This window comes from Sphingomonas sp. (assembly GCF_030145815.1).
Lineage (GTDB): Bacteria > Pseudomonadota > Alphaproteobacteria > Sphingomonadales > Sphingomonadaceae > Sphingomonas.
On the sequence record NZ_JAIXHL010000037.1, the window covers coordinates 1 to 23,073 of the forward strand.

At 66.2% G+C, this 23,073-nt stretch carries 22 protein-coding genes and 1 tRNA gene; 13 read left to right on the forward strand and 10 right to left on the reverse strand.

What is annotated here, in order from left to right; genetic code table 11:
* Nucleotides 1-191 precede the first annotated feature (191 nt).
* The 6 genes from KYX69_RS20860 to KYX69_RS20885 all read right to left on the reverse strand — a co-directional run bounded on the left by KYX69_RS20860 (nucleotide 192) and on the right by KYX69_RS20885 (nucleotide 7,669).
* Nucleotides 192-1,319, reverse strand: coding sequence for an acyl-CoA dehydrogenase family protein (locus KYX69_RS20860; protein WP_300501135.1), 1,128 nt, complete (start codon nucleotides 1,317-1,319; stop codon nucleotides 192-194).
* Nucleotides 1,320-1,407: 88 nt separating this feature from the next.
* Complete coding sequence (locus tag KYX69_RS20865) at nucleotides 1,408-2,595, reverse strand: acyl-CoA dehydrogenase family protein (RefSeq protein ID WP_300501171.1); 1,188 nt, start codon at nucleotides 2,593-2,595, stop codon at nucleotides 1,408-1,410.
* Nucleotides 2,589-3,908, reverse strand: a complete 1,320-nt coding sequence (locus tag KYX69_RS20870; RefSeq protein WP_300501137.1) for an amidase family protein — start codon at nucleotides 3,906-3,908, stop codon at nucleotides 2,589-2,591. Before KYX69_RS20870 ends, KYX69_RS20865 begins: the two co-directional genes overlap by 7 nt.
* Nucleotides 3,905-4,336, reverse strand: coding sequence for a VOC family protein (locus KYX69_RS20875; RefSeq protein ID WP_300501139.1), 432 nt, complete (start codon nucleotides 4,334-4,336; stop codon nucleotides 3,905-3,907). Before KYX69_RS20875 ends, KYX69_RS20870 begins: the two co-directional genes overlap by 4 nt.
* Nucleotides 4,329-6,359: a 3-hydroxyacyl-CoA dehydrogenase NAD-binding domain-containing protein gene (locus KYX69_RS20880; RefSeq protein WP_300501142.1), complete on the reverse strand. Its 2,031-nt coding sequence runs from the start codon at nucleotides 6,357-6,359 to the stop codon at nucleotides 4,329-4,331. Before KYX69_RS20880 ends, KYX69_RS20875 begins: the two co-directional genes overlap by 8 nt.
* Before the next feature lie 80 nt (nucleotides 6,360-6,439).
* Nucleotides 6,440-7,669, reverse strand: a complete 1,230-nt coding sequence (locus tag KYX69_RS20885; protein ID WP_300501144.1) for a serine hydrolase — start codon at nucleotides 7,667-7,669, stop codon at nucleotides 6,440-6,442.
* A 135-nt stretch (nucleotides 7,670-7,804) separates the two neighbouring features.
* Here KYX69_RS20885 and KYX69_RS20890 point away from each other — a divergent pair, with 135 nt between their 5' ends.
* Both KYX69_RS20890 and KYX69_RS20895 read left to right on the forward strand, forming a co-directional pair.
* Nucleotides 7,805-9,577, forward strand: a complete 1,773-nt coding sequence (locus KYX69_RS20890; RefSeq protein WP_300501173.1) for a class I adenylate-forming enzyme family protein — start codon at nucleotides 7,805-7,807, stop codon at nucleotides 9,575-9,577.
* Nucleotides 9,578-9,737: 160 nt separating this feature from the next.
* Nucleotides 9,738-10,586, forward strand: a complete 849-nt coding sequence (locus KYX69_RS20895) for a DUF4253 domain-containing protein (protein ID WP_300501145.1) — start codon at nucleotides 9,738-9,740, stop codon at nucleotides 10,584-10,586.
* A 73-nt stretch (nucleotides 10,587-10,659) separates the two neighbouring features.
* Here the strand turns inward: KYX69_RS20895 and glpK are convergent, their stop codons facing one another.
* On the reverse strand, nucleotides 10,660-12,129 hold the full coding sequence (gene glpK, locus KYX69_RS20900; RefSeq protein WP_300501147.1) for a glycerol kinase GlpK: 1,470 nt from the start codon (nucleotides 12,127-12,129) through the stop codon (nucleotides 10,660-10,662).
* 259 nt (nucleotides 12,130-12,388) lie between these two features.
* On the opposite strand from glpK, the gene KYX69_RS20905 reads away from it, so the two are divergent.
* Together KYX69_RS20905 and KYX69_RS20910 are read left to right on the forward strand one after the other, a co-directional pair.
* On the forward strand, nucleotides 12,389-13,570 hold the full coding sequence (locus KYX69_RS20905) for an AI-2E family transporter (protein ID WP_300501175.1): 1,182 nt from the start codon (nucleotides 12,389-12,391) through the stop codon (nucleotides 13,568-13,570).
* 44 nt (nucleotides 13,571-13,614) lie between these two features.
* Nucleotides 13,615-13,691: transfer RNA gene (locus tag KYX69_RS20910), tRNA-Asp, on the forward strand.
* Between the two features lie 24 nt (nucleotides 13,692-13,715).
* Here KYX69_RS20910 and KYX69_RS20915 read toward each other — a convergent pair.
* Complete coding sequence (locus tag KYX69_RS20915) at nucleotides 13,716-14,198, reverse strand: Lrp/AsnC family transcriptional regulator (protein WP_300501149.1); 483 nt, start codon at nucleotides 14,196-14,198, stop codon at nucleotides 13,716-13,718.
* A 117-nt stretch (nucleotides 14,199-14,315) separates the two neighbouring features.
* On the opposite strand from KYX69_RS20915, the gene KYX69_RS20920 reads away from it, so the two are divergent.
* The 4 genes from KYX69_RS20920 to KYX69_RS20935 all read left to right on the forward strand — a co-directional run bounded on the left by KYX69_RS20920 (nucleotide 14,316) and on the right by KYX69_RS20935 (nucleotide 17,154).
* Nucleotides 14,316-15,422 (forward strand): S41 family peptidase, encoded by a 1,107-nt coding sequence (locus KYX69_RS20920; RefSeq protein WP_300501151.1) that lies wholly within the window; start codon nucleotides 14,316-14,318, stop codon nucleotides 15,420-15,422.
* Nucleotides 15,423-15,526: 104 nt separating this feature from the next.
* Nucleotides 15,527-15,766 (forward strand): DUF2312 domain-containing protein, encoded by a 240-nt coding sequence (locus tag KYX69_RS20925; protein WP_066660091.1) that lies wholly within the window; start codon nucleotides 15,527-15,529, stop codon nucleotides 15,764-15,766.
* 237 nt (nucleotides 15,767-16,003) lie between these two features.
* Nucleotides 16,004-16,330 carry a heavy metal-binding domain-containing protein gene (locus KYX69_RS20930; protein ID WP_300501154.1) on the forward strand — a complete coding sequence of 109 codons (327 nt, stop codon included), beginning with the start codon at nucleotides 16,004-16,006 and terminating at the stop codon, nucleotides 16,328-16,330.
* Between the two features lie 80 nt (nucleotides 16,331-16,410).
* On the forward strand, nucleotides 16,411-17,154 hold the full coding sequence (locus KYX69_RS20935; RefSeq protein ID WP_300501155.1) for a YebC/PmpR family DNA-binding transcriptional regulator: 744 nt from the start codon (nucleotides 16,411-16,413) through the stop codon (nucleotides 17,152-17,154).
* Nucleotides 17,155-17,304: 150 nt separating this feature from the next.
* Here the strand turns inward: KYX69_RS20935 and KYX69_RS20940 are convergent, their stop codons facing one another.
* Complete coding sequence (locus KYX69_RS20940) at nucleotides 17,305-17,820, reverse strand: hemerythrin domain-containing protein (protein WP_300501157.1); 516 nt, start codon at nucleotides 17,818-17,820, stop codon at nucleotides 17,305-17,307.
* A gap of 160 nt (nucleotides 17,821-17,980) precedes the next feature.
* On the opposite strand from KYX69_RS20940, the gene ruvC reads away from it, so the two are divergent.
* The 5 genes from ruvC to ruvB all read left to right on the forward strand — a co-directional run bounded on the left by ruvC (nucleotide 17,981) and on the right by ruvB (nucleotide 22,746).
* Entirely contained in the window at nucleotides 17,981-18,481 is a 501-nt protein-coding gene (gene ruvC, locus KYX69_RS20945) for a crossover junction endodeoxyribonuclease RuvC (protein WP_300501159.1), read from the forward strand.
* A 155-nt stretch (nucleotides 18,482-18,636) separates the two neighbouring features.
* Complete coding sequence (ruvA, locus tag KYX69_RS20950) at nucleotides 18,637-19,236, forward strand: Holliday junction branch migration protein RuvA (protein ID WP_300501161.1); 600 nt, start codon at nucleotides 18,637-18,639, stop codon at nucleotides 19,234-19,236.
* Nucleotides 19,237-19,265: 29 nt separating this feature from the next.
* On the forward strand, nucleotides 19,266-19,688 hold the full coding sequence (locus tag KYX69_RS20955; RefSeq protein ID WP_300501163.1) for a hypothetical protein: 423 nt from the start codon (nucleotides 19,266-19,268) through the stop codon (nucleotides 19,686-19,688).
* Between the two features lie 313 nt (nucleotides 19,689-20,001).
* A complete protein-coding gene (locus KYX69_RS20960; RefSeq protein ID WP_300501165.1) occupies nucleotides 20,002-21,240 on the forward strand; it encodes an endo-1,4-beta-xylanase in 1,239 nt (412 codons plus the stop codon).
* A 483-nt stretch (nucleotides 21,241-21,723) separates the two neighbouring features.
* Entirely contained in the window at nucleotides 21,724-22,746 is a 1,023-nt protein-coding gene (ruvB, locus tag KYX69_RS20965) for a Holliday junction branch migration DNA helicase RuvB (RefSeq protein WP_300501167.1), read from the forward strand.
* A gap of 25 nt (nucleotides 22,747-22,771) precedes the next feature.
* On the opposite strand, the gene KYX69_RS20970 is transcribed toward ruvB, so the two are convergent.
* Nucleotides 22,772-23,073, reverse strand: a 302-nt coding sequence (locus tag KYX69_RS20970) for a DUF805 domain-containing protein (RefSeq protein ID WP_300501169.1), incomplete at its 5' end; no start/stop codon positions are given.

Below are 23,073 nucleotides of genomic sequence, written 5' to 3' on the forward strand. Positions count from 1 at the left end.
CGAGCAGGTCGATCAGCTGGGTCACTTGCTCGGCAGCGGTTTCCGCGCGTTTTTCGGTCATTATTCCTCCTTAAGCCCCTCCCCTTTTGGGGAGGGGGTGGGGTGGGGCCTATACACTGGGCGAGCGGTCTCGGTGAGATTTCGCTGCCCCACCCCCAACCCCTCCCCTGAAGGGGAGGGGCTTTGGATCGTCAATACCCAGCCGCCCGTGCCAAGGCGTCAGCGTGGTAATTGGTATCCCCGAACAGCTCCGCCAGAACGCGCCCGCGCTTCATGTAGAAGCCGATATCATATTCGTCGGTCATGCCGATGCCGCCATGCATCTGCACGCCTTCCTGCACCGCCAGCGTCGATGCCATGCCGGCCATCGCCTTGGCGACCGACACCGCCTCGTCCGCCTTGGCATCGCCGGCATCGAGCAGTTGCTGGGCCTTGAGCACCGCCGCGCGCGCGACTTCCAGTTCGGAATAGAGGTGCGCGGCGCGATGCTGCAGCGCCTGGAAGCTGCCGATCAGCACGCCGAATTGCTTGCGTTCCTTCAAATACTGGACGGTCATGTCCATCGCGCCGCCGCCGACGCCGAGCATCTCCGCCGCAGCACCGGTGCGCCCGGCGCCGAGCAGCGCGTTCAGCACTGCGCGGCCGCCATCGACTTCGCCGATCACTGCGTCGGCATCGACCTCCACCCCGTCGAAGGTCATGCGCGCGGCGAGGCTGGCGTCGGCCAGCCGCTGGGGATCGGCGGTGGGGTTCGCTGCATCCTTGGGCACCGCGAACAGGGTCACGCCATCGGCATCCTCGGGCGACCCGGCGGTGCGCGCGGCGACGATCAACAGGTCCGCGACATGGCCGTGCGCGACGAACTGCTTGGCCCCGGTCAACCTGAAGCCGTTGCCCGAGCGTTCGGCCTTCATGCCGATCGCGTCGCCATGCTTGGCGCGCTCGTCGATCGCCAGCGCCGCGACGGTTTCGCCCGACAGGATGCCGGGGAACCAGCGTTCGCGCTGCGCCGTGCCCTTGAGCGCCGCGACCGCCGCCACCGCGGTGGTGAGGAAGGGCGAGGGGGACAGGTTGCGCCCGATCTCCTCCAGCACCACCCCCGCCTCGACATGGCCGAGGCCGAGGCCGCCATCGGCCTCAGGAATCAGGATGCCGGTAAAGCCCATTTCGGCAAACTGCTTCCACAGGTCGCGCGAAAAGCCGGTTGCGTCATTGGCGTCGCGCAGCGCGCGCATATGGCTGACCGGCGCGGCTTCGGCCACGAATTGCTGTGCGCTTTCGCGGAGCATGGTCTGTTCGTCGTTGAGGTAGAGTGGCATCGAAATCTCCGTCGCCCCGGCGAAGGCCGGGGCCGCTATAGGATTGCGCGAAACAGGGCGGCCCCGGCCTGCGCCGGGGCGACGCAGGTCACGCCGGCAGCTCCAGAATCCGCTTGGCAACGATGTTCAGCTGGACCTCGCTGGTCCCGCCCTCGATCGAATTCGCCTTGGTCCGCAGCCACGCGCGCGGCTTGGCACCGCCGTTGGAGCGTTCGCTTTCCCATTCCAGCGTGTCCGACCCGCCGCTCGCCATGACCAACTCGTGGCGGTCCTTGTTCAGCTCGGTGCCGTAATATTTCATCATCGATGGCTGGGCCGGATGCGCCTGTCCGGCTTTCAACTGGTCGATGAACCGCTCCGACATGGCCGAGAACGCCTTGCTCCGCACCTCGAACAGCGCGAGCTGTGCGCGCAGGATCGGGTCGGCGAGGCGGCCCTGCGCATCCAGCCCGATCGTCGCGATCGCCCCTTCGATCAGTGGATTGCCGCCGGGGGAGGCGAGGCCCATGCCGGAAATCATCTCGCGCTCATGGCCGAGCAGGTATTTGGCGACGTCCCAGCCCTTGTTCTCGTCATGGATGCGGTTCTTCTTGGGCACGCGGACATTGTCGAAGAAGGTTTCGCAGAAGGGCGAATAGCCGCTGATCAGCAGGATCGGCTTGGTCGATACGCCGGGCGAGTCCATGTCGAACAAGAGGAAGCTGATGCCGCCCTGCTTGCTGTCCTTGCTGGTGCGGACGAGGCAGAAGATCCAGTCGGCCTTGTCGGCATAGCTGGTCCAAACTTTCTGCCCGTTGACGATATAGTCGTCGCCATCGGGGATCGCGCTGGTGGCGAGGCCGGCGAGGTCGCTGCCCGCATTCGGCTCCGAATAGCCCTGGCACCAGCGGATTTCGCCGCGCGCGATCTTGGGCAGATGCTCCAGCTTCTGCTCCTCGGTGCCGTATTTCAGCAGCGCCGGGCCGAGCATCGAAATGCCGAAGCTGTTCAGCGGATTGCGGCAGTTGAGCGCCGCCATCTCCTCGCGCAGGATCTTGGTCTCCGCCGCAGACAGTCCGCCGCCGCCATATTGGGTCGGCCAATCGGGCACGGTCCAGCCGCGTTCCGCCATGCGGTCCATGTACAGCTTCTGGTCGGGGTTCTTGCTGTAATCGGCCTTGCGCCCGCCCCAGTTGGCGTCGCCCTCGCCGCGCATCGGCTGGCGCATCGATGCGGGGACATTGGCCTCCAGCCAGGCGCGGGTCTCCGCGCGGAAGGTGTCGAGATCGGTCATGATGGCTCCTCGTCCAGCAAAGCGGCGATGCGGCGCGCGGTCGCAATCGCAAGATGATCGTGATTGAGGTCGGTCAGCACCTGCACCCCGGTCGGCAGGCCGTTCGCGGCCCCGACCGGGAAGGTGGTGGCGGGCAGGCCCGGATAGGTGGCGAGCCCGGCCCAGGCGAGGTGCGCGTCATAGCCGCGTTCCACCCCGTCGATGTCGAGCGTCCGCTCGGCCTGCGGGCGGCTGTCGTGCGGGAACGCCTGGGTCGCGGCGGGCGGGGCGATCACCGCATCGACCTCAGCGAACAGCTTCGCCCATGCCCGGCTGTTGCGTGCCTGGGCGTCCAGCATCGACAGGTACGGGAGCAGGCGCGGCAGCGTGTCGTGCAGCGTCGGGTCGGACCGCGCGAACACGGTGCCGAGCAGCGCGGTGTACGCTTCATGCTGCGCCGCCAGATCGGGCAGGGCGGGATGGGTGCGGATCACTTCCACGCCATCGCGCGCCAGCGCATCGGCCGCGCGCTCCACCCCGTCGAGTACTGCCGCAGCGGTCGCGGTCGCGGGATGCACGGTCAGCACCAGCACGCGGCGCATCGGGGCGGTCGCGCGCGGTAGGGGGAGGTCGGCAAGCAGGTCGAGCAGCAGCGGCAGGTCGCTGCCATGCCGCGCCATCGGGCCGATCACGCCCAGCACCGTTTCCGCGCCATCGGTGCCGGGGAAGCGGTGGCCATGGCCGTTCAGCGCGCCATAGCTCGGCTTGTGCCCCCACACGCCGCAGAAATGCGACGGCACCCGGATCGACCCGCCGATATCGCTGCCCAGCTCGATCGGCACATAGCCCGCCGCCAGCGCCGCTGCCGCGCCGCCCGAACTGCCGCCGCAGGTGCGGGCCGGGTCATGCGGGTTGCTGGTGCGGCCATAGACGGAATTGACGCTCTGCCAGTCGCCCAGCGCTTTGGGGACGTTGGTCTTGCCCAAGATCACCGCGCCCGCTGCCTTGAGACGCTGCACCGCGACCGCGTCCGATGTCGCGATGTTGCCCGCCGCATGGGAGAAGCCCCAGCTGGTCGGCAGCCCTTCGACGTCGAACGCTTCCTTGACCGTCATCGGCACGCCCAGCAGCGGGCGGCGCTCGCCGCGCGCCACCGCCGCATCGGCTGCGTCCGCAGCCGCCAGCGCGCGGTCGAAATCGCGCACCACCACCGCATTGATTGCGCCGTCCCCGGCCGCGATCCGCGCGATGGCGGCCTCGCACTGCGCGCGCGCGCTGGTCTCGCCCGCCGCAATCGCGGTGGCGATGTCGGTGGCGGACGCGCGCGCCAGCGTCATCCCGGTGCTCCGGTACGCTGGATCAGCTCGATCTCATGCCCCTCGGGGTCGAGCAGGAAGGTCAGCCGTGCGCCTGGCAGTTCATGCGGCCCGTGCAGCGGGCGCGCGCCGTGCGCGATCGCGCGCGCCGCCGCCGCGTCGAGATCGGCGGTGGTCAGGCCGACCGGGCCATGCCCGTTGCCGACGCTAATCTCCCGCCCGTCGCTGTGGTGGAACAGCACCAAAGTGAAGGGCTGGCCGGGCAGGTTGAGCATCGACTCCTCCAGCCCGGGCAGCACCACGCGATTGCTCACCGCGAAGCCAAAGGTGTCGCAGTAGAAGCGCTCCATCGCGGGAAGGTCGCGCACGACCAGCTTGAAGAAGCCGAGGCGGAAGCGCAGCGCCTCCACCTCGCCCGTCTCCGCGCCGGTCGCTGCGGCATCAGCCATTGAAGCGCTCGCCCTTCTCGGCCTTGTCCTTCAGCAGCTGCGCGACTTCGAAGCCATGCTTCTCCAGCCCCGCGACGATGGTCTTGAGGCCGACCGTGTCCGCCCAGAACATCGGGCCGCCGCGATAGACCGGCCAGCCATAGCCATAGATCCACACGACATCGATGTCCGACGCGCGCTGCGCCATGCCTTCCTGCAGGATCAGCGCGCCTTCGTTGACCATCGTGTAGAGCGTGCGCTCGATGATCTCCTCGGCGGTCACGTCATGCTGCACCGCGCCGGTCTTCTTGCGGAAATCCTCGATGATCTCGGCGACGCGCGGGCTCGGCGAGGGGTTCCGCTTGTCGTCATAGTCGTAGAAGCCGGCCTGCTTCTTCTGGCCCCAGCGGCCCTCGGCGGCGAGCGCGTCGCGAATGCTCTCGATCCGGGTCGGGTCGCGATGCCAGCCGATGTCGACGCCGGCGAGGTCGCTCATCTGGAACGGCCCCATCGGCATGCCGAATTCGACATGGACGCGGTCGACCTGCTCGGGCGTCGCGCCTTCCATCAGCAGCTTCATCGCCTCGACCTGACGCGGCATCAGCATGCGGTTGCCGATAAAGCCGTGGCACACGCCGGCGACCACCGCGACCTTCTTGATCTTCTTGGCCACGTCCATGACGGTCGCCAGCACGTCCTTGTCGGTCTTCGCGCCGCGCACGATCTCCAGCAGCTTCATGACGTTGGCGGGCGAGAAGAAATGCATGCCGACGACATCGCCCGGACGGCTGGTCGATGCCGCAATCTCGTCGATGTTGAGGTAGCTGGTGTTGGAGGCGAGGATCGCGCCCGGCTTGCAGATGGTGGAAAGCTTGCCGAAAATGTCCTTCTTGACGTCCATGCTCTCATAGACCGCCTCAATCACCAGGTCGCAGTCGGCGAGGTCGTCCAGGCTGAGCGTCGGCGTCAGCAAGCCCATCGCCTGCTCGACCTGCTCGGGCTTGATCCGGCCCTTGGCTGCGCTGCCCTCATAATTCTTGCGCATCACGCCGGTGCCGCGGTCGAGCGCCTCCTGCTGCATTTCGACGATCGTCACCGGGATGCCGGCGGACAGGAAGTTCATCGAAATGCCGCCGCCCATCGTGCCGGCGCCGATCACGCCGACCTTTTTGATCGGACGCAGCTGCGTATCTTCCGGCACGTCGTCGATCTTCGCGGCCTTGCGCTCGGCGAAGAAGATGTGGCGCATCGCCGCGCTCTGCGTGCCCATGATCAGCTTCATGAAGCCGTTGCGTTCGCGCTGGACGCCCTCGGCATAGGGCTTGTCGACCGTCTCCTCGATCACCTTGATGATCTCTTCGGGCGCGTCGAAGCCGCGGAAGCGCTTGGCGTTGGTCTTGCGGAAGGCGTCGAACACGCCCGCCTCGACGCTGACCGGCTTTTCGCTGGCGCGGGGCAGGGGGCGGGTGTCGGCCACTTCCTTGGCATAGGCGATGGCGTCGGCGGTCAGGCTGTCCTCACCGGCCATGCGATCGACCAGGCCGGCGGCCTGCGCCACCTTGGCCGGGACCGGATCGCCCTTGGCCGCCAGCTCCAGCGCGAATTCGACCCCCGCGACGCGCGGCAAACGCTGCGTACCGCCAGCGCCGGGGAGGATGCCGAGCTTCACTTCGGGCAGGCCGAACTTCGCCGAAGGGACGGCGATGCGGTAATGGCATGCCAGCGCAACCTCGCACCCGCCGCCAAGGGCAGTGCCGTGCACCGCGGCGACGACTGGCTTCTCGCTCGCCTCGATCGTGTCGACCACGGTGGGCAGCCCCGGCTCCTGCATCGGCTTGCCGAATTCGGTGATGTCGGCCCCGGCAAAGAAGGTGCGCCCGTCACAGCGGATCACCGCAGCCTTCAGGCTGTCGTCGCTGTTCAGCTCCTTGATCGCCGCGTCGAGCCCCTGCCGCACCGCCGCGCCGAGCGCGTTCACCGGCGGGTTGTTCGAGGTAATGACGAGGATATCGCCCTGTTTTTCGGTGGTGATGGGGGAAGTCATATCGGCTCCTTGGCGTCGCCCCGGCGCAGGCCGGGGCCGGTCTGAAACGGGGCGGCCCCGGCCTTCGCCGGGGCGACGGGTTATGTCAGTGCGCTATATATCATCGTCTTGAGCTCGCGCCGGATCGGGTAGAGCCCTGACGGCGACAGCTGCGTCATGAACACCATCGTGATCCGCTCGACCGGATCGACGAAGAAGGCGGTCGAAAACATGCCGCCCCAGTAAAACTCCCCGACGCTGCCCGGGATCATCGATCGCGCGACATCGATGTTCATCGCAAAGCCAAGGCCAAAGCCGGTTCCGGCATTCTGCGTCTCGCTGAACAGCGACCGCGACAGGCTCGACAGATCCTTGCCGCCGGGCAGGTGGTTCATGACCATCAGGTCGAGCGTCTTGCGCCCGATGATGCGTTCGCCGTCGAGCGTCCCGCCATTGAGCAGCATCGTGCAGAAGCGGTGATAGTCGAGCGCGGTCGACACCAGTCCGCCGCCACCCGACAACAAAGTCGGCTTGCGGCTCCAAGCCGATTTCTCGCCCTGATCATACATCACCCGGCCTTCGCCAGGTTTGAACGTGTAGCAATCGGTCAGCCGCTCGACCTTGTCCGCCGGTACCCAGAAGCCGGTGTCGTGCATGCCGAGCGGCGCGAAGATGTGATCGTGAAAATAGGCGTCGAGCTTCTGCCCCGACACGCGCTCGACCACCGCGCCCAGCACATCGGTCGCGACCGAATAATTCCACGCCTCACCCGGCGAGAATTCGAGCGGAAGCTTGCCCAGCGCCGCGACGAAACCGTCGAGGTCGAGATGCCCGTGCCAATTCTCGATCCGCCCCTCGCGATAGGCCGCATCAACATTGCCGCGATTCTGGAAGCCATAGGTGAGGCCGGAAGTATGGCGCAGCAGATCGATCATCCGCATCGGCTCGGTCGTCGGTTTGGTCACGAACGGCACCCCGCCGCCGCCGCCATTATAGACGCCCAGCCCCTTGAATTCGGGCAGGACGTGGTGGACCGGCGTGTCCAGCGCGACCGTCCCTTGCTCGACCAGCTGCATGAACGCGATCGACGTCACCGGCTTGGTCATCGATGCGATGCGGTAGATCGAGGCTTCGTTGACCGCCGCGCCGCCCTCACGCGCCGCACCCTGATGACTGAAATGTGCGATCTTGCCGTCGCGCGCGATCAGCAGTTGGGCATTGGGCAGTTTCCCCGAGTCGAGGTAGCGCGCCTTGACGAACGCATCGATGCGGGCGAGCCGGTCGGCATCAAAGCCGCTTTCCGTAGCGGTAGCGAGGGTGCTGGAATCCATACCTCTAATTCGAATCCTCGTTCCGGGGCGTTCGCCTTTGTGTCGCTTCCCTATTGCGTTGAGCGGCTAATGAATCAAGAATGAAGTGCGTTCGGGCATGGTGGAATCGCCAAACCCGACATTCAACAACGAATGATGACAGCATTGGAGAGATCCGCCTTGGCCCCCGAACCGCTCATCCCGCTCGACCCCTCCTGGCCGAAGATGACGCTGGCGCAAGCCCAGGCGCTGATGACCGCGCCCGGCCAGAAGCTGGAAATGGAAGAAATCGAGATTCGCGGCATCAAGACGCGGGTGTGGAAGAATGCCCCGCCGCATCTCGCCGCCTTGCTCCAGCTGTCGCGCACCCATGGCGAGCGCATCTTCACCATCCATGAGGATGAGCGCGTTACCTACGAGGCGAATTTCCGCGCCACCGCGCACCTTGCGACCAAATTGCGCGAAATGGGAGTGGTCAAGGGCGACCGCGTCGCGCTGGCGATGCGCAACACGCCCGAATGGCCGGTGATCTTCTTTGCCGCGGTCAGTATCGGCGCGATCCTGGTCCCGCTCAACGCGTGGTGGACCGGCGGCGAACTCGACTATGGCCTGCGCGATTCGGGGTCGAAGATACTGTTCCTCGACGGCGAGCGCTTTGCGCGGCTGCAAAAGCGGCTGCCCGACCTCCCCGACCTTCAGCGCACCATCGTCAGCCGCTGGGACGCCGAGTTGCCCGAGGGCGTCGACAAGCTCGAAGACCTGATCGGCGCGCCCAATGACTGGGCGTCGCTGCCCGACGTTCCGCTCCCCGCCGAACCGACGCTGGTGCCGGAGGACGATGCGACGATCTTCTACACCAGCGGCACCACCGGATCGCCCAAGGGCGCGCTCGGCACCCACCGCAACCTCTGCACCAACATCATGTCGGGCGGATATGCCGCCGCGCGCTCCTATCTGCGGCGCGGCGAAATGCCGCCCGAGCCGCAGCCCAAGGTCGGCCTGCTCGTGATCCCGCTGTTCCACGTCACCGCCTGCTCGGCGAGCCTGATGGGCACGCTGGCGTCGGGCAACACGGCGGTGTTCATGCGCAAATGGGACGTGGTCGAGGCGATGGAGATCATCCAGCGCGAGAAGGTGAACCTCACCGGCGGCGTGCCGACGATCGCGTGGCAGATCCTGGAGCATCCCGACCGCCACAAATACGACCTCTCGAGCCTCGAAGCGATCGCCTATGGCGGTGCGCCGTCGGCACCCGAGCTGGTCAAGCGCATCTTCACCGAGTTCGGCGCTTTGCCCGGCAATGGTTGGGGCATGACCGAGACGATGGCGACGGTCACCAGCCATTCGAGCGAGGATTATTTGAACCGCCCGACCAGCGCTGGCCCGCCCGTGCCGGTCGCCGACCTCAAGATCATGGATCCCGAGGGCGAGCATGAGCTGCCCGTCGGCGAAGTCGGCGAGCTATGGGCCAAGGGGCCGATGATCGTGAAGGGCTATTGGAACAAGCCCGAAGCGACCGCCGAATGCTTCCGCGATGGCTGGGTCCGCACCGGCGACCTGGCGAAGCTGGACGAGGAAGGTTTCCTCTACATCGTCGACCGCGCCAAGGACATGATCATCCGCGGCGGCGAGAATATCTACTCGTCCGAGGTCGAGGACGTCCTCTACGCCCACCCCGCCGTCACCGACTGCGCCCTGATCGGCATCCCGCACAAGACGCTGGGCGAGGAGCCGGCGGCGGTGGTCCACCTCGCGCCGGGGATGGAGGCGACCGAGGCCGAGCTGCAGGCGTGGGTGCGCGAGCGGCTGGCGATCTTCAAGACTCCCGTCGCGATCAAGTTCGTGGCGGAAACGCTGCCGCGCAATGCGAACGGGAAGATTTTGAAGAAGGATCTGAAGGCGTTATTTGTGGAGGAGGGGGTGGCTTAGCCTTTCGCGCTTATGCAACCCTGTCGGCCTGGCCAATCTGCAATGGCAGGCAGGGGGCATGATGGACAGGCGATCGATATTGGCGAGCGTTGCTGCGGTCGGCGGAATTGTCGCTTCGCCGTTTCGCGCAGGGGGAGCCCAGGCTGACAAATCGTCAGAGGTGCTCCAACGGGAATATGCTGCCGCGATAGCAGAGGCCATCGCATCCATTCCCTATCGCCGGGTCGAAACGACCGGGCAGGAGGCGCTCAGGACGTGGGAACGCCTCAAATCGTCGGGGGAGGGCTGGCCGATCATCGTCGGCGGCGATGAAGATCTGGCCCAGATCGCCGACCAATGGAGCATCGAAACGGGGGAGCGTCCCGAGGATATTCTCGCCCGCGCCGACGGGCTGCGACATCCGGATTCGCTGCGTGCGCTGGTAGCGGCGCAGCGGGAGAAGGGTGTTGCCGCGACCCGTGAAATGCTTGCCAAGGGCGATGACGACCTGCTGCCGCGGATCGTCGATATGGACCAGGACGGCAACACGCGCACCCTGACGCCTGCCGAAGTCCGCAAGACCATGCTGGAGGGGCTCGAAGCAAGCGAGCCCGAGATCGGTGAATGGCCTGCGGATGCCGATGCGACGGGCGGTGGATTGACCGTCGCCGCCGCCCTGGACGGTAAACCGCTCGACAGGGTGCATATCCTTATCCTCCCGACAAAGGAGCCGGCCGCTGCGCCCGCCTTTCTGCGATGGGGTGGGTGGAACGCTTGTCCTGCGCCGGAATATCATGTTGCTGCGCTGCGCGACTGGCACCGGCGCTATGGCGCAGTCCCCGTTGCGATGACCGGAGACGTCATCAATGTCCGCGTCACCCGCCGCCCCGCATCGCGTGAAGAGGCGCTGTCATTGGCACGCGAACAATTCGTCTATTGCGAGGACATCGTCCTGCAGGGAACCGAGACCTATGCGCCGCTCGCGGCCGGATTGATGCACAGCGACTGGTGGTTCTTCTGGTGGGATTGACGCCCTGAGCGAGAAAGACGGGGCTTTCTGAAGCCCTCCCCGCGAGCGGGGAAGGACATCCCGCACTTCCCAGCTATACCCCGGCGGAAACCACCCCCGCCACGGCCTTCTTCCACCCCGCAAGCCGCGCCGTCCGTGCATGGGCATCCATCGCTGGCTCGAATATCTCGACCCGCCCGCGCATCGCCGCGGCGTCTTCCAGCCCGGCAAACAGTCCGCAGCCCACGCCCGCCAGCATTGCCGCGCCCAGCGCGGTCGTTTCGGTGAAGGCGGGCCGCTCGACCGTTACGCCGAGCACATCGGCCAGATCCTGCGCGATCCAGTCATTGGCGACCATCCCGCCATCGATGCGCAGCCGCGACCAGTCGCAGCCATCGGCGGCGAAGGCGGTCTTGAGGTCGTGGCTCTGGTGCGCCATCGCCTCCAGCGCGGCGCGCACGACATGCGCCTTGCCGCTCGCCAGACTGAGGCCACAGATCGCCCCGCGCGCTTCCGGCTCCCAATAGGGCGCTCCCAGCCCCGATAATGCAGGCACGAAATACACCCCGCCATTGTCGGCGACCGACCGCGCCAGCGCCTCGGTCTCACCTGCGTCGGCAATCAGCCCCAGCGAATCGCGCAGCCATTTGACCACGCTGCCCGCGACGAACACAGACCCTTCGATTGCATAGCTGCGCTTGCCGTCGAGTTGGCACAACACGGTGGATAGCAAGCGATGGCGCGAGGTCGGCTGGCGCTCACCGGCATTGGTCAGCACGAACGCGCCGGTGCCATAGGTCGCCTTGGTTTCGCCGGGCGACAGGCACGCCTGCCCGATCGTCGCCGCTTGCTGGTCACCCGCCAGACCGCAGATCGGGATGCGCCCGCCGAACAGCGTCGTCTCGCCGAACCGCCCCGCGCAATCGACAATTTCGGGCAGCGCACCACGCGGACAATCGAACAGGTCGAGCAGCCCGTCGCTCCACGCTCCGCTGCCAAGGCCCATCAATAGGGTGCGCGACGCATTGGTCGCGTCGGTGACGTGGAGCCCGCCCGTCAACTTCCACACCAGCCAGCTTTCGACCGTCCCGATCGCCAGCCGCTCGCCCGCGTCGCGCAATTGCGGCCAGTTGGCCATCGCCCAGGCGATCTTGGTCCCGCTGAAATAGGGGTCGAGCAACAGGCCCGTGCGCGCCTGCACCCCCGGCTCCTCGCCGCGTTCCTTGAGCGTACGACACAGATCGGCGCTGCGCCGGTCCTGCCACACGATCGCGGGAGCAAGCGGTTGCCCGGTTTCCTTGTCCCAGAAGACAATCGTCTCGCGCTGATTGGTGATGCCGATCGCGGCAATCTGGTCCGCCCCGCCCGCGCGTTCGACAATCGTCATCGCGCAATTGGCCGACTCGGCCCAGATCTGCTCGGCATCATGCTCGACCCAGCCGGGGCGCGGATAGGATTGCGTCAAAGGAACCGCGATGCTGTCGATACAGCGCCCGTCCGGCGCGAACAGCATCGCGCGGGTCGAGGTCGTCCCCTCGTCGATGACCAGTAGAATCTCTCCCATCGAAACAGGTTAGCGATTTTCCGCGTTCGCGGAAGCGGCACCGGCCCGCTCGCCCACCCGGCCACCCAGCGACAGCATCCTATGGGTGGCCGGGTGGGGGAGCGGGCCGGTGCCGTCGCGGAAGCGGTGATTACAAACCACACAAATCGCGCTAGGATTCGTTCGAGAGGTACAGCGAGTGGACGAAGCTTTCGGGAATGATCGGCGCGGCGAAGGGGAGGGCGATACGCCCGACTCGCCGTCGCATTTTGTCCCCGTCGTGCCGCCTGCCGATCACGAGACCGAAGCGGAGAATCGCCGCGACCGCCTGCTCGCCGGGCTGACGCTGATGGCCGGGATCGGCCTCGTGCTCGCCATTCCGTTCGCGCTCAAGGCCGGGTCGCCCTTTTTCCTCCCGCTGACCGCCGCGATCGTCATCGCCATCGCGCTGGTTCCGATCCTCGAGTGGCTGGAGCGGCACCGCGTGCCCGCGCCGCTCGCCGCGCTGATCTGTCTGTTGCTGTTCCTGACCGCCGCGAACGCCGCATTGGCTTCGATCGTGGTCCCCGCCTGGGGCTGGCTGTCGATCCTTCCGGAGCGAATCGACAATATCCAGTCGAACGTGAAGCCGTTGATCGACTTTTATTCGAACTTCGAAAGCTTCGTGAACAAGACGATCCAGGACCTTGCCCAGTCGCGTCCGATCCAGCCGGCCGAGACCGCGGGGCAGGCACCCCCGCGCTCGATTCTCGAACTCGCCGCCACCAGCGCGCCAACCGCGTTCATCGAAATGTTCTTTGCGGTGCTGGTGATCTTCTTCTTCCTGTCGGGCTGGACCCGGCTGCGCCGCAACGCGATCACCAGCCGCACCAGCTTTGGCGGGGCGATGGCGACGGCGCGGGTGATTCAGGACGTGGTCGACGACACTTCGGCCTATCTCGGCACGATCACGCTGATCAACGTCACGCTGGGGCTGCTGGTGGCGGGCGCCTTGTGGCTGATCGGCATGCCGACGCCATTGATGTGGGGCGGGATCGTCGCGCTGCTCAACTATATCCCCTATCTTGGCCCGATCTTCGCCGCCGGATTCCTGGCCGTGGGCGGGCTGATGACGTTCCAGGACGTGTGGACCGCGCTGCTGCCCGCCGCGATCATGGTCGTGCTGCATATCATCGAGGCGAATGTGGTCACGCCACTGGTGGTCGGGCGGCGATTGACGATCAACCCGATCATGATTCTGATCTCCTTGTCCTTCTGGGGCTGGGTGTGGGGCACGCCGGGCGCGCTGTTGGCGGTGCCGCTGCTGATCATTATCCAGACCGTGCTCAACGCCGCGGGCAAGCCGGACATCGCCGGATTCCTGTTCGAACACGGCACGCTGGTGGCGCGCGGCAACCCCGCTGCACCCCGCCCGCAAATTATGCGCGAAAGCGGAGTTGACAGCCCCGGACCGCCCGGTTAGGTGCCGCGCTCTCGCAAGGGACGGCGCTTCGGCGCCAGGGTCATGCGGGTGTAGCTCAGTTGGTTAGAGCGCCGGCCTGTCACGCCGGAGGTCGCGGGTTCGAGCCCCGTCACTCGCGCCACCCCCTATCGGGTGGCCATTCCCCTCACTCCACATCGCCGGTCGTCAGCGGCACCAGCGCGCTCTGCTTGTGCACGCGCTTGATGAAGCTGGTCTCGTAGCGCCGCACAGCGGGATCGTTCTGAAACAGCCGCTCGGCCAGCGCGTTATAGTCGGCCATGTCGCGGACGCAGACCAGCACCGCCAGATCGTCCGCGCCGGCGACGTCCAGGATCATCTGCACCGCATCCTGCGCCGCGAGCGAAGCGCGCAGCGCAGCAATCCCGCGCTCCTCGGCATGTTCATGCACCTGCACCCGGACCAGGGCGCGCAGCCGCCGTTCGGTCAGCTTCGGCGCGAGCAACGCAACGTCCGCCGCGATGAACCCCTCGCTGCGCAGCCGTCGCACCCGCCGCGTCACCGCAGAGGCGGACAGCGGCACGTCGCGCGCCAACTCCTCTGCGGTCGCCAGCGAATCGGCTTGAAGCAGGTTCAACAACTGGATGTCGAAGGCGTCGAGCTTGCTCATGTCCGGCGCGAAGCCACTCCCCGATGACGATTTTCGGCACATAGCGCGCCGTAATCGACTGCAAAAGGCGTGTTAGTCAACTATAACACCAAGGGTGATGTCTAACGGAGAGGCTTGATGCGTAAGGAAGTAATGGCGGCGGTGATTCTGGCGGCGCTTTCCCCCATGGCGATGGCGCAAAGCGACGCGCCGGCACCGGCCACAGCGCCCGCCTATGACCCCGCGGCGGCGAAGGCTGCAGTGGCGACGCTGGCGGACGAGCTGGAGAAGAACTTCGTCTTCCCCGACACCGCCAAACGCTACGCCGCCGCCCTGCGCACCAAGCTTGCAGCGGGCGGCTATGACAGCGCGGCCGACGGCTATGCGCTCGCCACCGCTGTGACCGCCGATCTTCAGGCGATCGCTCCCGACGGCCACCTCGCCATGTTCGCGCCCGGCGGTCCGCAGTCGCAGCGTGTCGGCCAACCCTCGACCCAGCAGCAGATCGGGAGCGCCCCGCTGCCCCCGCCCGCAATGGAGCAGGCGGGGATGATCGCCCCCGGCATTGCCTATGTCCGCTTCAACGGCTTCTTCGGCGAGGCGGGGACGCTCAAGGCGTTCACCGCCTTTCTCGACGCGAACGCCGGCGCAAAGACGCTGATCATCGACGCGCGCACGCATCGCGGCGGCGGGCTGGACGAAATGGATGTGCTGTTCCCGCGCATTTTCGACACGCCGCAGGCGGTGATGATCATGGACACGCGCGCATCCTTCGCCGCGCAGGCCGGGCCGCTGCCGTTCCGCTCGCTGGTCAAGGTCGATGCTCCTGCCGAACTGGCGCGGACCGAGCATCGCGTTACCCCGCTCAGCCCGGCCAGCCCGTGGGCCAAGACCAAAATCTATTACCTCACCTCGCCGCGCACCGCCTCTGCCGCCGAGCATCTCGCAGCGGTGTTCAAGGGCACGAAGCGCGCGACGCTGATCGGGGAAACCACCGCCGGAGCGGGCCATTATGGCGGGACTGCGCCGCTCGGCGGCGGCTATTCCGCCTTCATCCCGGTCGGGCGCAGCTATTTCCCCGGTGGCGAGAGCTGGGAGCAGGTCGGGGTCAAGCCCGACATCGCGGTCGCGCCGGAACGCGCGCTGGTCGAAGCGCTGACCCGCGAAGGCGTGCCAGCGTCGCAGGCAGAGGCGCTGTCGGCATCGCACATGCCCAAGAGTTCGATGGAACGCCGCAAGCGCTGATCCGGTCGCAGCGGGCGGCGCTATCCACAAGCCGGTAGCGCCGCCCCCTTGCACCCCCGGGCACAGCCGCTAAACGCCCCCGTTCACCATCTATGGAGCGGGACATGAGCGACTCGATTTCGGCCGAGCAGCTGCGCCTTTTGATCGAGCGGATCGAGCGGCTGGAAGAGGAAAAGAAGGGCATCAGCGACGACATCAAGGACGTCTATGGCGAAGCCAAGGCGACCGGGTTCGATGCCAAGATCATGCGCACCATCATCCGCCTGCGGAAGATGGAGAAGCACCAGCTCGACGAGCAGGACGCGCTGCTCGAAACCTACCGCGCCGCGCTGGGGATGCAGTAAGGGCAATTCCTCCCCCAGCTTGCTGGGGGAGGGGGACCGCCGCCGCAGGCGGTGGTGGAGGGGCGGCCGCGCAGACGGCCGTGAACGCCTCGACAAAATTCCGCCCTCTGCGGGGCGGTCGCTGCGTCAGCGCTACGCGCTGCCACCTCCCCTGCGGGGCAGGGGAGGAATGAACCGGCACCTTCCCGGTCTCGCCCCGCCGCCCTAACATGCCCCCTCCCAACCGGAGGGCGCAGCATGATTCTCACCACCACCAGCACCGTCGATGGCGTCACCGTCACCCGCTATCACGGCATCGTGACCGCCGAGGTGATCATCGGCGCGAATGTGTTCCGCGACCTGTTCGCCGGCATCCGCGACATCGTCGGCGGTCGTTCGGGCAGCTACGAGCGCCCGCTCAAGGACGCGCGCAAGACCGCGCTCGCCGAACTTCAGGACGAAGCCCGCGCGCTGGGCGCGAACGGCGTGATCGGGATCGACTTCGACTATGAGGTGATCGGCAAGAACGGATCGATGCTGATGGTATCCGCCTCGGGCACTGCGGTGACGCTCAGCGGCGTCTGACGTTCGAACATGGGGCGGCAGCTTGCAAGCCGCCCCTCGGCTCGCCTAGAGACGCGCATCCAATTCCATAAGAGCGACCCATGGCAGGCCATTCCAAGTTCAAGAACATCATGCACCGCAAGGGCGCGCAGGATAAGAAGCGCTCGGGCATGTTCAGCAAGCTCAGCCGCGAAATCACCGTCGCGGCCAAGATGGGCCTGCCCGATCCCGACATGAACCCGCGCCTGCGCGCGGCGGTCAACGCCGCCAAGGCGCAGTCGATGCCCAAGGACAATATCCAGCGCGCGATCGACAAGGCGAGCAAGGGCGACGCGGAGAATTACGAGGAAATCCGCTATGAGGGCTTCGGCCCCGGCGGCGTGTCGCTGATCATCGAGGCGCTGAGCGACAACCGCAACCGCACCGCCACCAACGTCCGCACCGCGGTGTCCAAGAATGGCGGCAATCTCGGCGCGTCGGGCTCCGTCAGCCACGCCTTCGACCGCGTCGGCCTGATCACCTATCCGGCCAGCGTCGGCGACGCGGAAAAGGTGTTCGAAGCCGCGCTCGAGGCCGGTGCCGAGGACGTGACCTCGTCCGAGGACGGCCACGAAATCTGGACCGCCAGCGCCGACCTGCACGAAGTCGCCAAGGCGCTCGAACCCGTGCTGGGCGAAGCCGAGGGCGCCAAGCTCGCGTGGAAGCCGCAGACCATGGTCGAGGTGAGCGAAGACGACGCCGCGACCTTGTTCAAGCTGATCGACGCGCTCGACGATGATGATGACGTCCAGACCGTGTGGGGCAATTACGAAGTCTCGGACGAAGTGATGGCCAAGCTGGGGTGAGCTGCCCTTGCTAATCCTCCCCGCCAGGGGGAGGTGTCAGCGTAGCTGACGGAGGGGGAGGAACCGAGGCGTTCAAGGCGACAGGACACAGCCGTCCTCCCCCTCCGTCGCCTTCGGCGCCACCTCCCCCTGGCGGGGGAGGATCGGCGTTCAAGCCGCCCGCTCGTCGGCGCCATCCATCCCCAGCATCGCGCGGATCCGCCATGCATCCGCCGCCCAGTTGGTCCCCTGCGAAAACGGCACCGATGCCAGGCGCGGTGCATCGTCCAGTAGCGGAAACAGCTCACGCTCCTCGCGGTCCAGCCGATCCTCCATTTCCGCTGTGCGCAGCCGCACGGCAACCGCATAGGCGCGCCAGTCACGCACGACGACATCGGGCGGAAAGCGCTTGGTGTGCGCGGCGAACCGCTCATAATCGGCGGCGGTGGACTGGCAGAACCGCTCGGCAACCGAGCGTGCGGCGGGGTCTGCGTGCAACCGCAAGCGCGGGTAGATCATGCGGTCCTTCAATGTCAGTGTGCGCAGCAGGCTACGGCTGAAACGCCACCGCGCATCGTTCAGTTCTTCGATGTCGGGCGGATCGAACCGCCGGGCGATCGCCGCCATTTCGACGGTGCATTCCCGCAACCGGCGATGTTCGGCGAAAAACTGATCGAGATTGGACACGGTGAAACCCGCTTTCTTGGCTCCGGAACGACAGGGCGGCACCGCAACGATACCGGGACGGGCTGGCGCACCGTCCACTTGTCTTTTAGGGCGCGGGAATGGTTAGAGGTCAGACAACCAGTAGAAATACGTTACTGCACCCGCCGTGCCGGGCGATGCGATGAGCGGGTCACGCCTGATCCTCGGCCTCGATCCCGGCCTCGGCACCACCGGCTGGGGCCTGATCCGCGCCGACGGCAATCGCCTCAGCCATGTCGCCAACGGCCAGCTCAAGACCGATGCCAAGTCGCCATTGCCCCAGCGGCTGGCGCATCTCGACGCGATGCTCGCCGCGCTGGTCGCCGATCACGCCCCCGATGGCGCCGCGGTCGAGGAGGTGTTCGTCAACGCCAACCCGCAATCGACGCTCAAGCTCGCCCATGCGCGCGGCGTCGCCATCGCCGCCGTCGCGCGCGCGGGCCTCGATGTCGGCGAATATGCCCCGCGCCTCGTCAAGAAAGCGGTGGTCGGCACCGGCACCGCCGAAAAGGCCCAGGTCCACGCCATGATCGCCCGCTTGCTCCCCGGCACGAAGATCGCGGGAGCCGACGCAGCAGACGCGCTCGCGGTCGCGATTTGCCACGCGCACCATCTGGCAAGCGCACGCGCGTTGGCGCGGTGACCGGCGCGCGCGTTTCTGCTTTCCTACAACAACCCGTTCCGCTTATGTACCGCAGGTGCCGGGCGCGGTGCGTCGCGGTGATCCGGGTCGCAAGCGGTTCTCGAAACCCGCGATAGTGTAAAGCGAGTGTAAACTTAGGATTTGGCGACACCGGCATGATTGCGCATCTGAACGGCCACCTTGCCGCCACCGGCATCGACCATGCAGTGATCGACGTGAATGGCGTCGGCTATCTGGTCGGCGCATCGGCGCGGACACTGGCGGCGCTCGGCGCGATCGGCGAGTTTGTCACGGTCCACACCGAAATGCTGGTCAGCGAGGATTCGATCCGGCTGATGGGCTTTGCGAGCGCGGAGGAGCGCGACTGGTTCCGCCTGCTCACCGGCGTGCAGGGCGTGGGGGCAAAGGTCGCGCTGGCGATCCTCTCGATCCTCTCCCCCGCCGAGGTCCAGACCGCCATCGCCCGCGCCGACGCCGCGATGGTCGCGCGCGCCAATGGCGTCGGCCCGAAACTGGCGCAGCGGATCGTCAACGAGTTGAAGGACAAGGCCGGCGGCATTGCGACCGGCGGCGGCGGGGCAGGGGCGGCGGCTCCCGCCAGCGGCGCGGCGAACGACGCGGTTTCGGCGCTGCTCAACCTGGGCTTCAAGCCGGCGGAAGCTAGCAACGCGGTGAATGCGGCAAGCGATGAGCTAGGGGCGACCGCGACGCTGGATGCGCTGGTGCGACTGGCGTTGCGGAAGGCGGCGAAGTGAAGTGGGCGGCCTATTTGATTGCGTTTCTAATGAGCAGCAATGCACTCGCTTGCACGGATGGTTCGGCAACCCGCTATTATTTCTTTGGCGTGCGACCCGAGGGTGTCGATGTCGCGCGGTTGCTGCCGGTCGAGATCGTTCGCATCGAAGGGCAAATCGTTCACGCGCGCGCAGACGAACGCCTCGCCAAGGCACTTGGTGGCAGGGACATTCAGATAGAGCTGCCTGAGTATCCATACGTAACCAACTGCATCGAATATGGTCTCGAGGAAGGCCGCGCACTGATTGTTTTCGACCGCGTTTTCACCCGTGCCTCGGGAGAGATTGTTGTCGTCGCGCGCCCGGTGAGGGGTAGGGTATATCCAAAAGGTCGAAGTGCAGCGGAACTCGATAAGTACATCGTCGATCCTGAATTCAAGGCGAAGGCGGATCAGGGCCGAAGGAAGGATTGAACTCGGCCCCTCCCACCCGCCTTCCGTCATGCTGAACTTGTTTCAGCATCCACTGAGCCCCGCAGCGGCTGACAAGAGGTTCTATCTGCAGCGGGTGAGACTTGCCGGCCCCGGCGGTGACGCTGGGACCAAATCTCGGAACACCCGCCCGCCGCACGGTGGATGCTGAAACAAGTTCAGCATGACGAAATGGGCCGAAGATAGCGCTACCAGATTCCCATTGTGCCTGTATTTGATACCGCTACCATCGCCTCCGCCGGATCCGAATCCGGACATGCAGGCCCGCAAACGGGCCGCGAGGAGGAGAGAGAGGATGCGGTCCCTTACCCGTCGGGAAACCCTTGCCCTTGCCGGAGCGCTGGGCGTTGCAGCCTGTAGCGGTGGCGGATCGAGTGGCGGCGGTACCGTCTCCACTCCGTCGCCGACGCCCGGCCCGGCGCCCAGCCCTTCGCCATCGCCCAGCCCGACCCCCACGCCAACCCCTACCGCCACGCTCAAGGGCGCAGCCGCAGCCAAGCGGATGCGCTTCGGCTCCACCTTCAACTGGGCAGCGCCGGGTGCGGACGCGGGATCGTTCAACAACCCCGCCTATGCCACGTTGCTCGAACGCGATTGCCAACTGCTCGTCCCCGAAAACGAGATGAAGTGGGAATATCAGTCGAGCGCAGAGAATGTGTACAACTGGACCCGCGCGGACCAGATGCTGGCCTATGCCGAGTCCAAGGGCATGGAGATGCGCGGCCATTGCTTCCTATGGTATATCCAGGAGCGCCTCCCCGCTTGGCTGCGCAGCTATGACATGGGCGCAAATCCCCGCGCCACGGCGGAGCGGCTGGTGCGCTCTCATGTCGAAAGCACCGCGCGCCATTTCGGCAACCGCATCAAGAGCTGGGACGTGATCAACGAGGCGATCGACCCCGCCACCGGCAATGTCCGGACCAACATCCTGCACAGCGCGGTCGGCGGCGACAACTCGATCCTCGACCTCGCCTTCCGCACCGCGCGCGCAGAGCTGCCGACCGCAGAGCTGGTCTACAACGACTATATGGACTGGGGCTCGACCACCCATCGCAACGGGGTGCTGGCGCTGCTGCAGGGGTTCCGCACGCGCGGCGTGCCGGTCGACGCGCTGGGCATCCAGTCGCATATCGGATTTTACTCCAGCGGCACCGCGCAGGATATCGCCAATGCCCAGATCCCGGCGATGCGCGCCTTCCTCGATCAGGTCGTTGCGCTGGGCTACAAGCTCATAATCACCGAATTCGACGTCAGCGACCGCAACCGCACCGGTACCGTGGCGCAGCGCGACGAGGATGTCGCGGTGTACGGCCGCGCCTGGCTCGACCTGCTGTTCAGCTATCCGCAGCTCAAGGACGTGCTCGTCTGGGGAATGAACGACAAATATAGCTGGCTGCAGAATTTCGGCACCCCGCGCCCCGACGGGTTGCCGCTACGCCCGCTGCCCTATGACGCCAGCGCCCAGCCCAAGCGGCTCTACACCGCGATCGGGGACGCGCTCGCGGCGACGACCGCGCGTCCTGCACCGACCTGACGGGGAGGGGGATTGGCTTGCCGCAAGCGAACGGATAAGGAACGTTCGTGGCGAGCCAAATCCCCCCATCCGATCCTGAGCGAGACGCGACGCTGACGCGAAGGCGGTCGATTGTGTGGGTGCTGCGAAAGTCGGCAACGTGCCTGTAGTGACAACGATTTTTCTGAATTGTGAATCGTGTGAGGTGCACGCACTCGACGGAAGCGATGCTCCAGGGCCACTGCTGAAAGCGCAGAATTGGCTTGCGGATCGCGGTTGGCCGAAGTTGTCGCCCTTGCAGGGGGGAGGGGTCAATGCGCCGTCCGTTGATGTCTGGGCTTCGGATTTCAATCGAATGGGAGACGAGGCGACAGCCTTCGCTGATTACGTAGTCTCGCTTCCTTGGAGTTTTCCCGAGAGCGTAATACTCATCATCCATCCAGAAGAGGGGGACGCGCGGGTCTATCGGCCTGAGTTTGCGCCTTCAGACATCTGGCGCACCTGATGACCGACGACCGCATCCTCACCGCCTCCCGCCGCCCGGAGGACGTCGACGCCGCGCTGCGCCCCAAGTCGCTCGACGAGTTCGTTGGCCAGCGCGCCGCGCGCGATAATCTGCGCGTGTTCATCGACGCTGCCCGCCAGCGTGGCGATGCGCTCGACCATGTGCTGTTCTTCGGCCCGCCGGGCTTGGGGAAGACCACGCTGGCGCAGATCATCGCCAAGGAAATGGGCGTCGGTTTCCGCGCCACGTCTGGTCCGGTGATCGCCAAGTCGGGCGACCTCGCGGCGTTGCTCACCAATCTCGAGGATGGCGACGTCCTGTTCATCGACGAGATTCACCGCCTCGCCCCCGCGGTCGAGGAGGTGCTCTATCCCGCGATGGAGGACCGGGCGCTCGACCTGATGATCGGGGAGGGGCCGTCGGCGCGCAGCGTCCGCATCGATCTGCCGCGCTTCACCCTGGTCGGGGCGACCACGCGGCAGGGGCTGCTCACCACCCCGTTGCGCGACCGCTTCGGCATTCCCGTGCGCTTGCAATTCTACACGGTTGAGGAGCTGACCCGCGTCGTGACCCGCGCCGCCAACCTGCTCGACCTGTCGATCGCCGAGGATGGCGCGGCGGAAATTGCGCGGCGGTCGCGCGGCACCCCGCGCATCGCCGGGCGGTTGCTGCGCCGCGTGCGCGACTTTGCCAATGTTGCGGGAGAGACGGTTGTGCATGCCCGCGCTGCCGATGCCGCGCTCAACCGGCTTGAGGTCGACGCGCTCGGTCTCGACGCGATGGACCGCCGCTACCTCACCATGATCGCCGACATCTATCGCGGCGGTCCGGTCGGGGTGGAGACGCTCGCCGCCGGCCTGTCCGAACCGCGCGACACGGTCGAGGAGGTGATCGAACCCTATCTCATCCAGATCGGCATGATCGCCCGCACCGCGCGCGGCCGCTGCCTCAACGCGGCCGGGTGGAAGCATCTCGGCCTCAACCCGCCCGCCGGGTCGCAGGACGGGTTGTTCGACGGGTGACGCCGCACGACGTCACCCTCCCAGATCAGCTAAAAATTTCCGGCGCATCATAATCCGGCGCGCCTTCGCCCAGTCGCGGGTCGAAGCCATAGTCATTCTCGCCACGCGTACCGGGCAGGAAACCGAACACGATGAAGAAGATAAAGCCGATATAGGGGATGAGAGTCAGCAGATACATCCACCCGCTCTTGTTGCTGTCGTGCAGGCGCCGGACGGTGACCGCGATGCTCGGGAGGAAACAGGCCAGGATCCAAAGAACCACCGGGATGTAAATGAGCGAGAACTCGTCGCTATCTGCCGAGTCTTGCAGTGCAGTCCCGCCTAGCA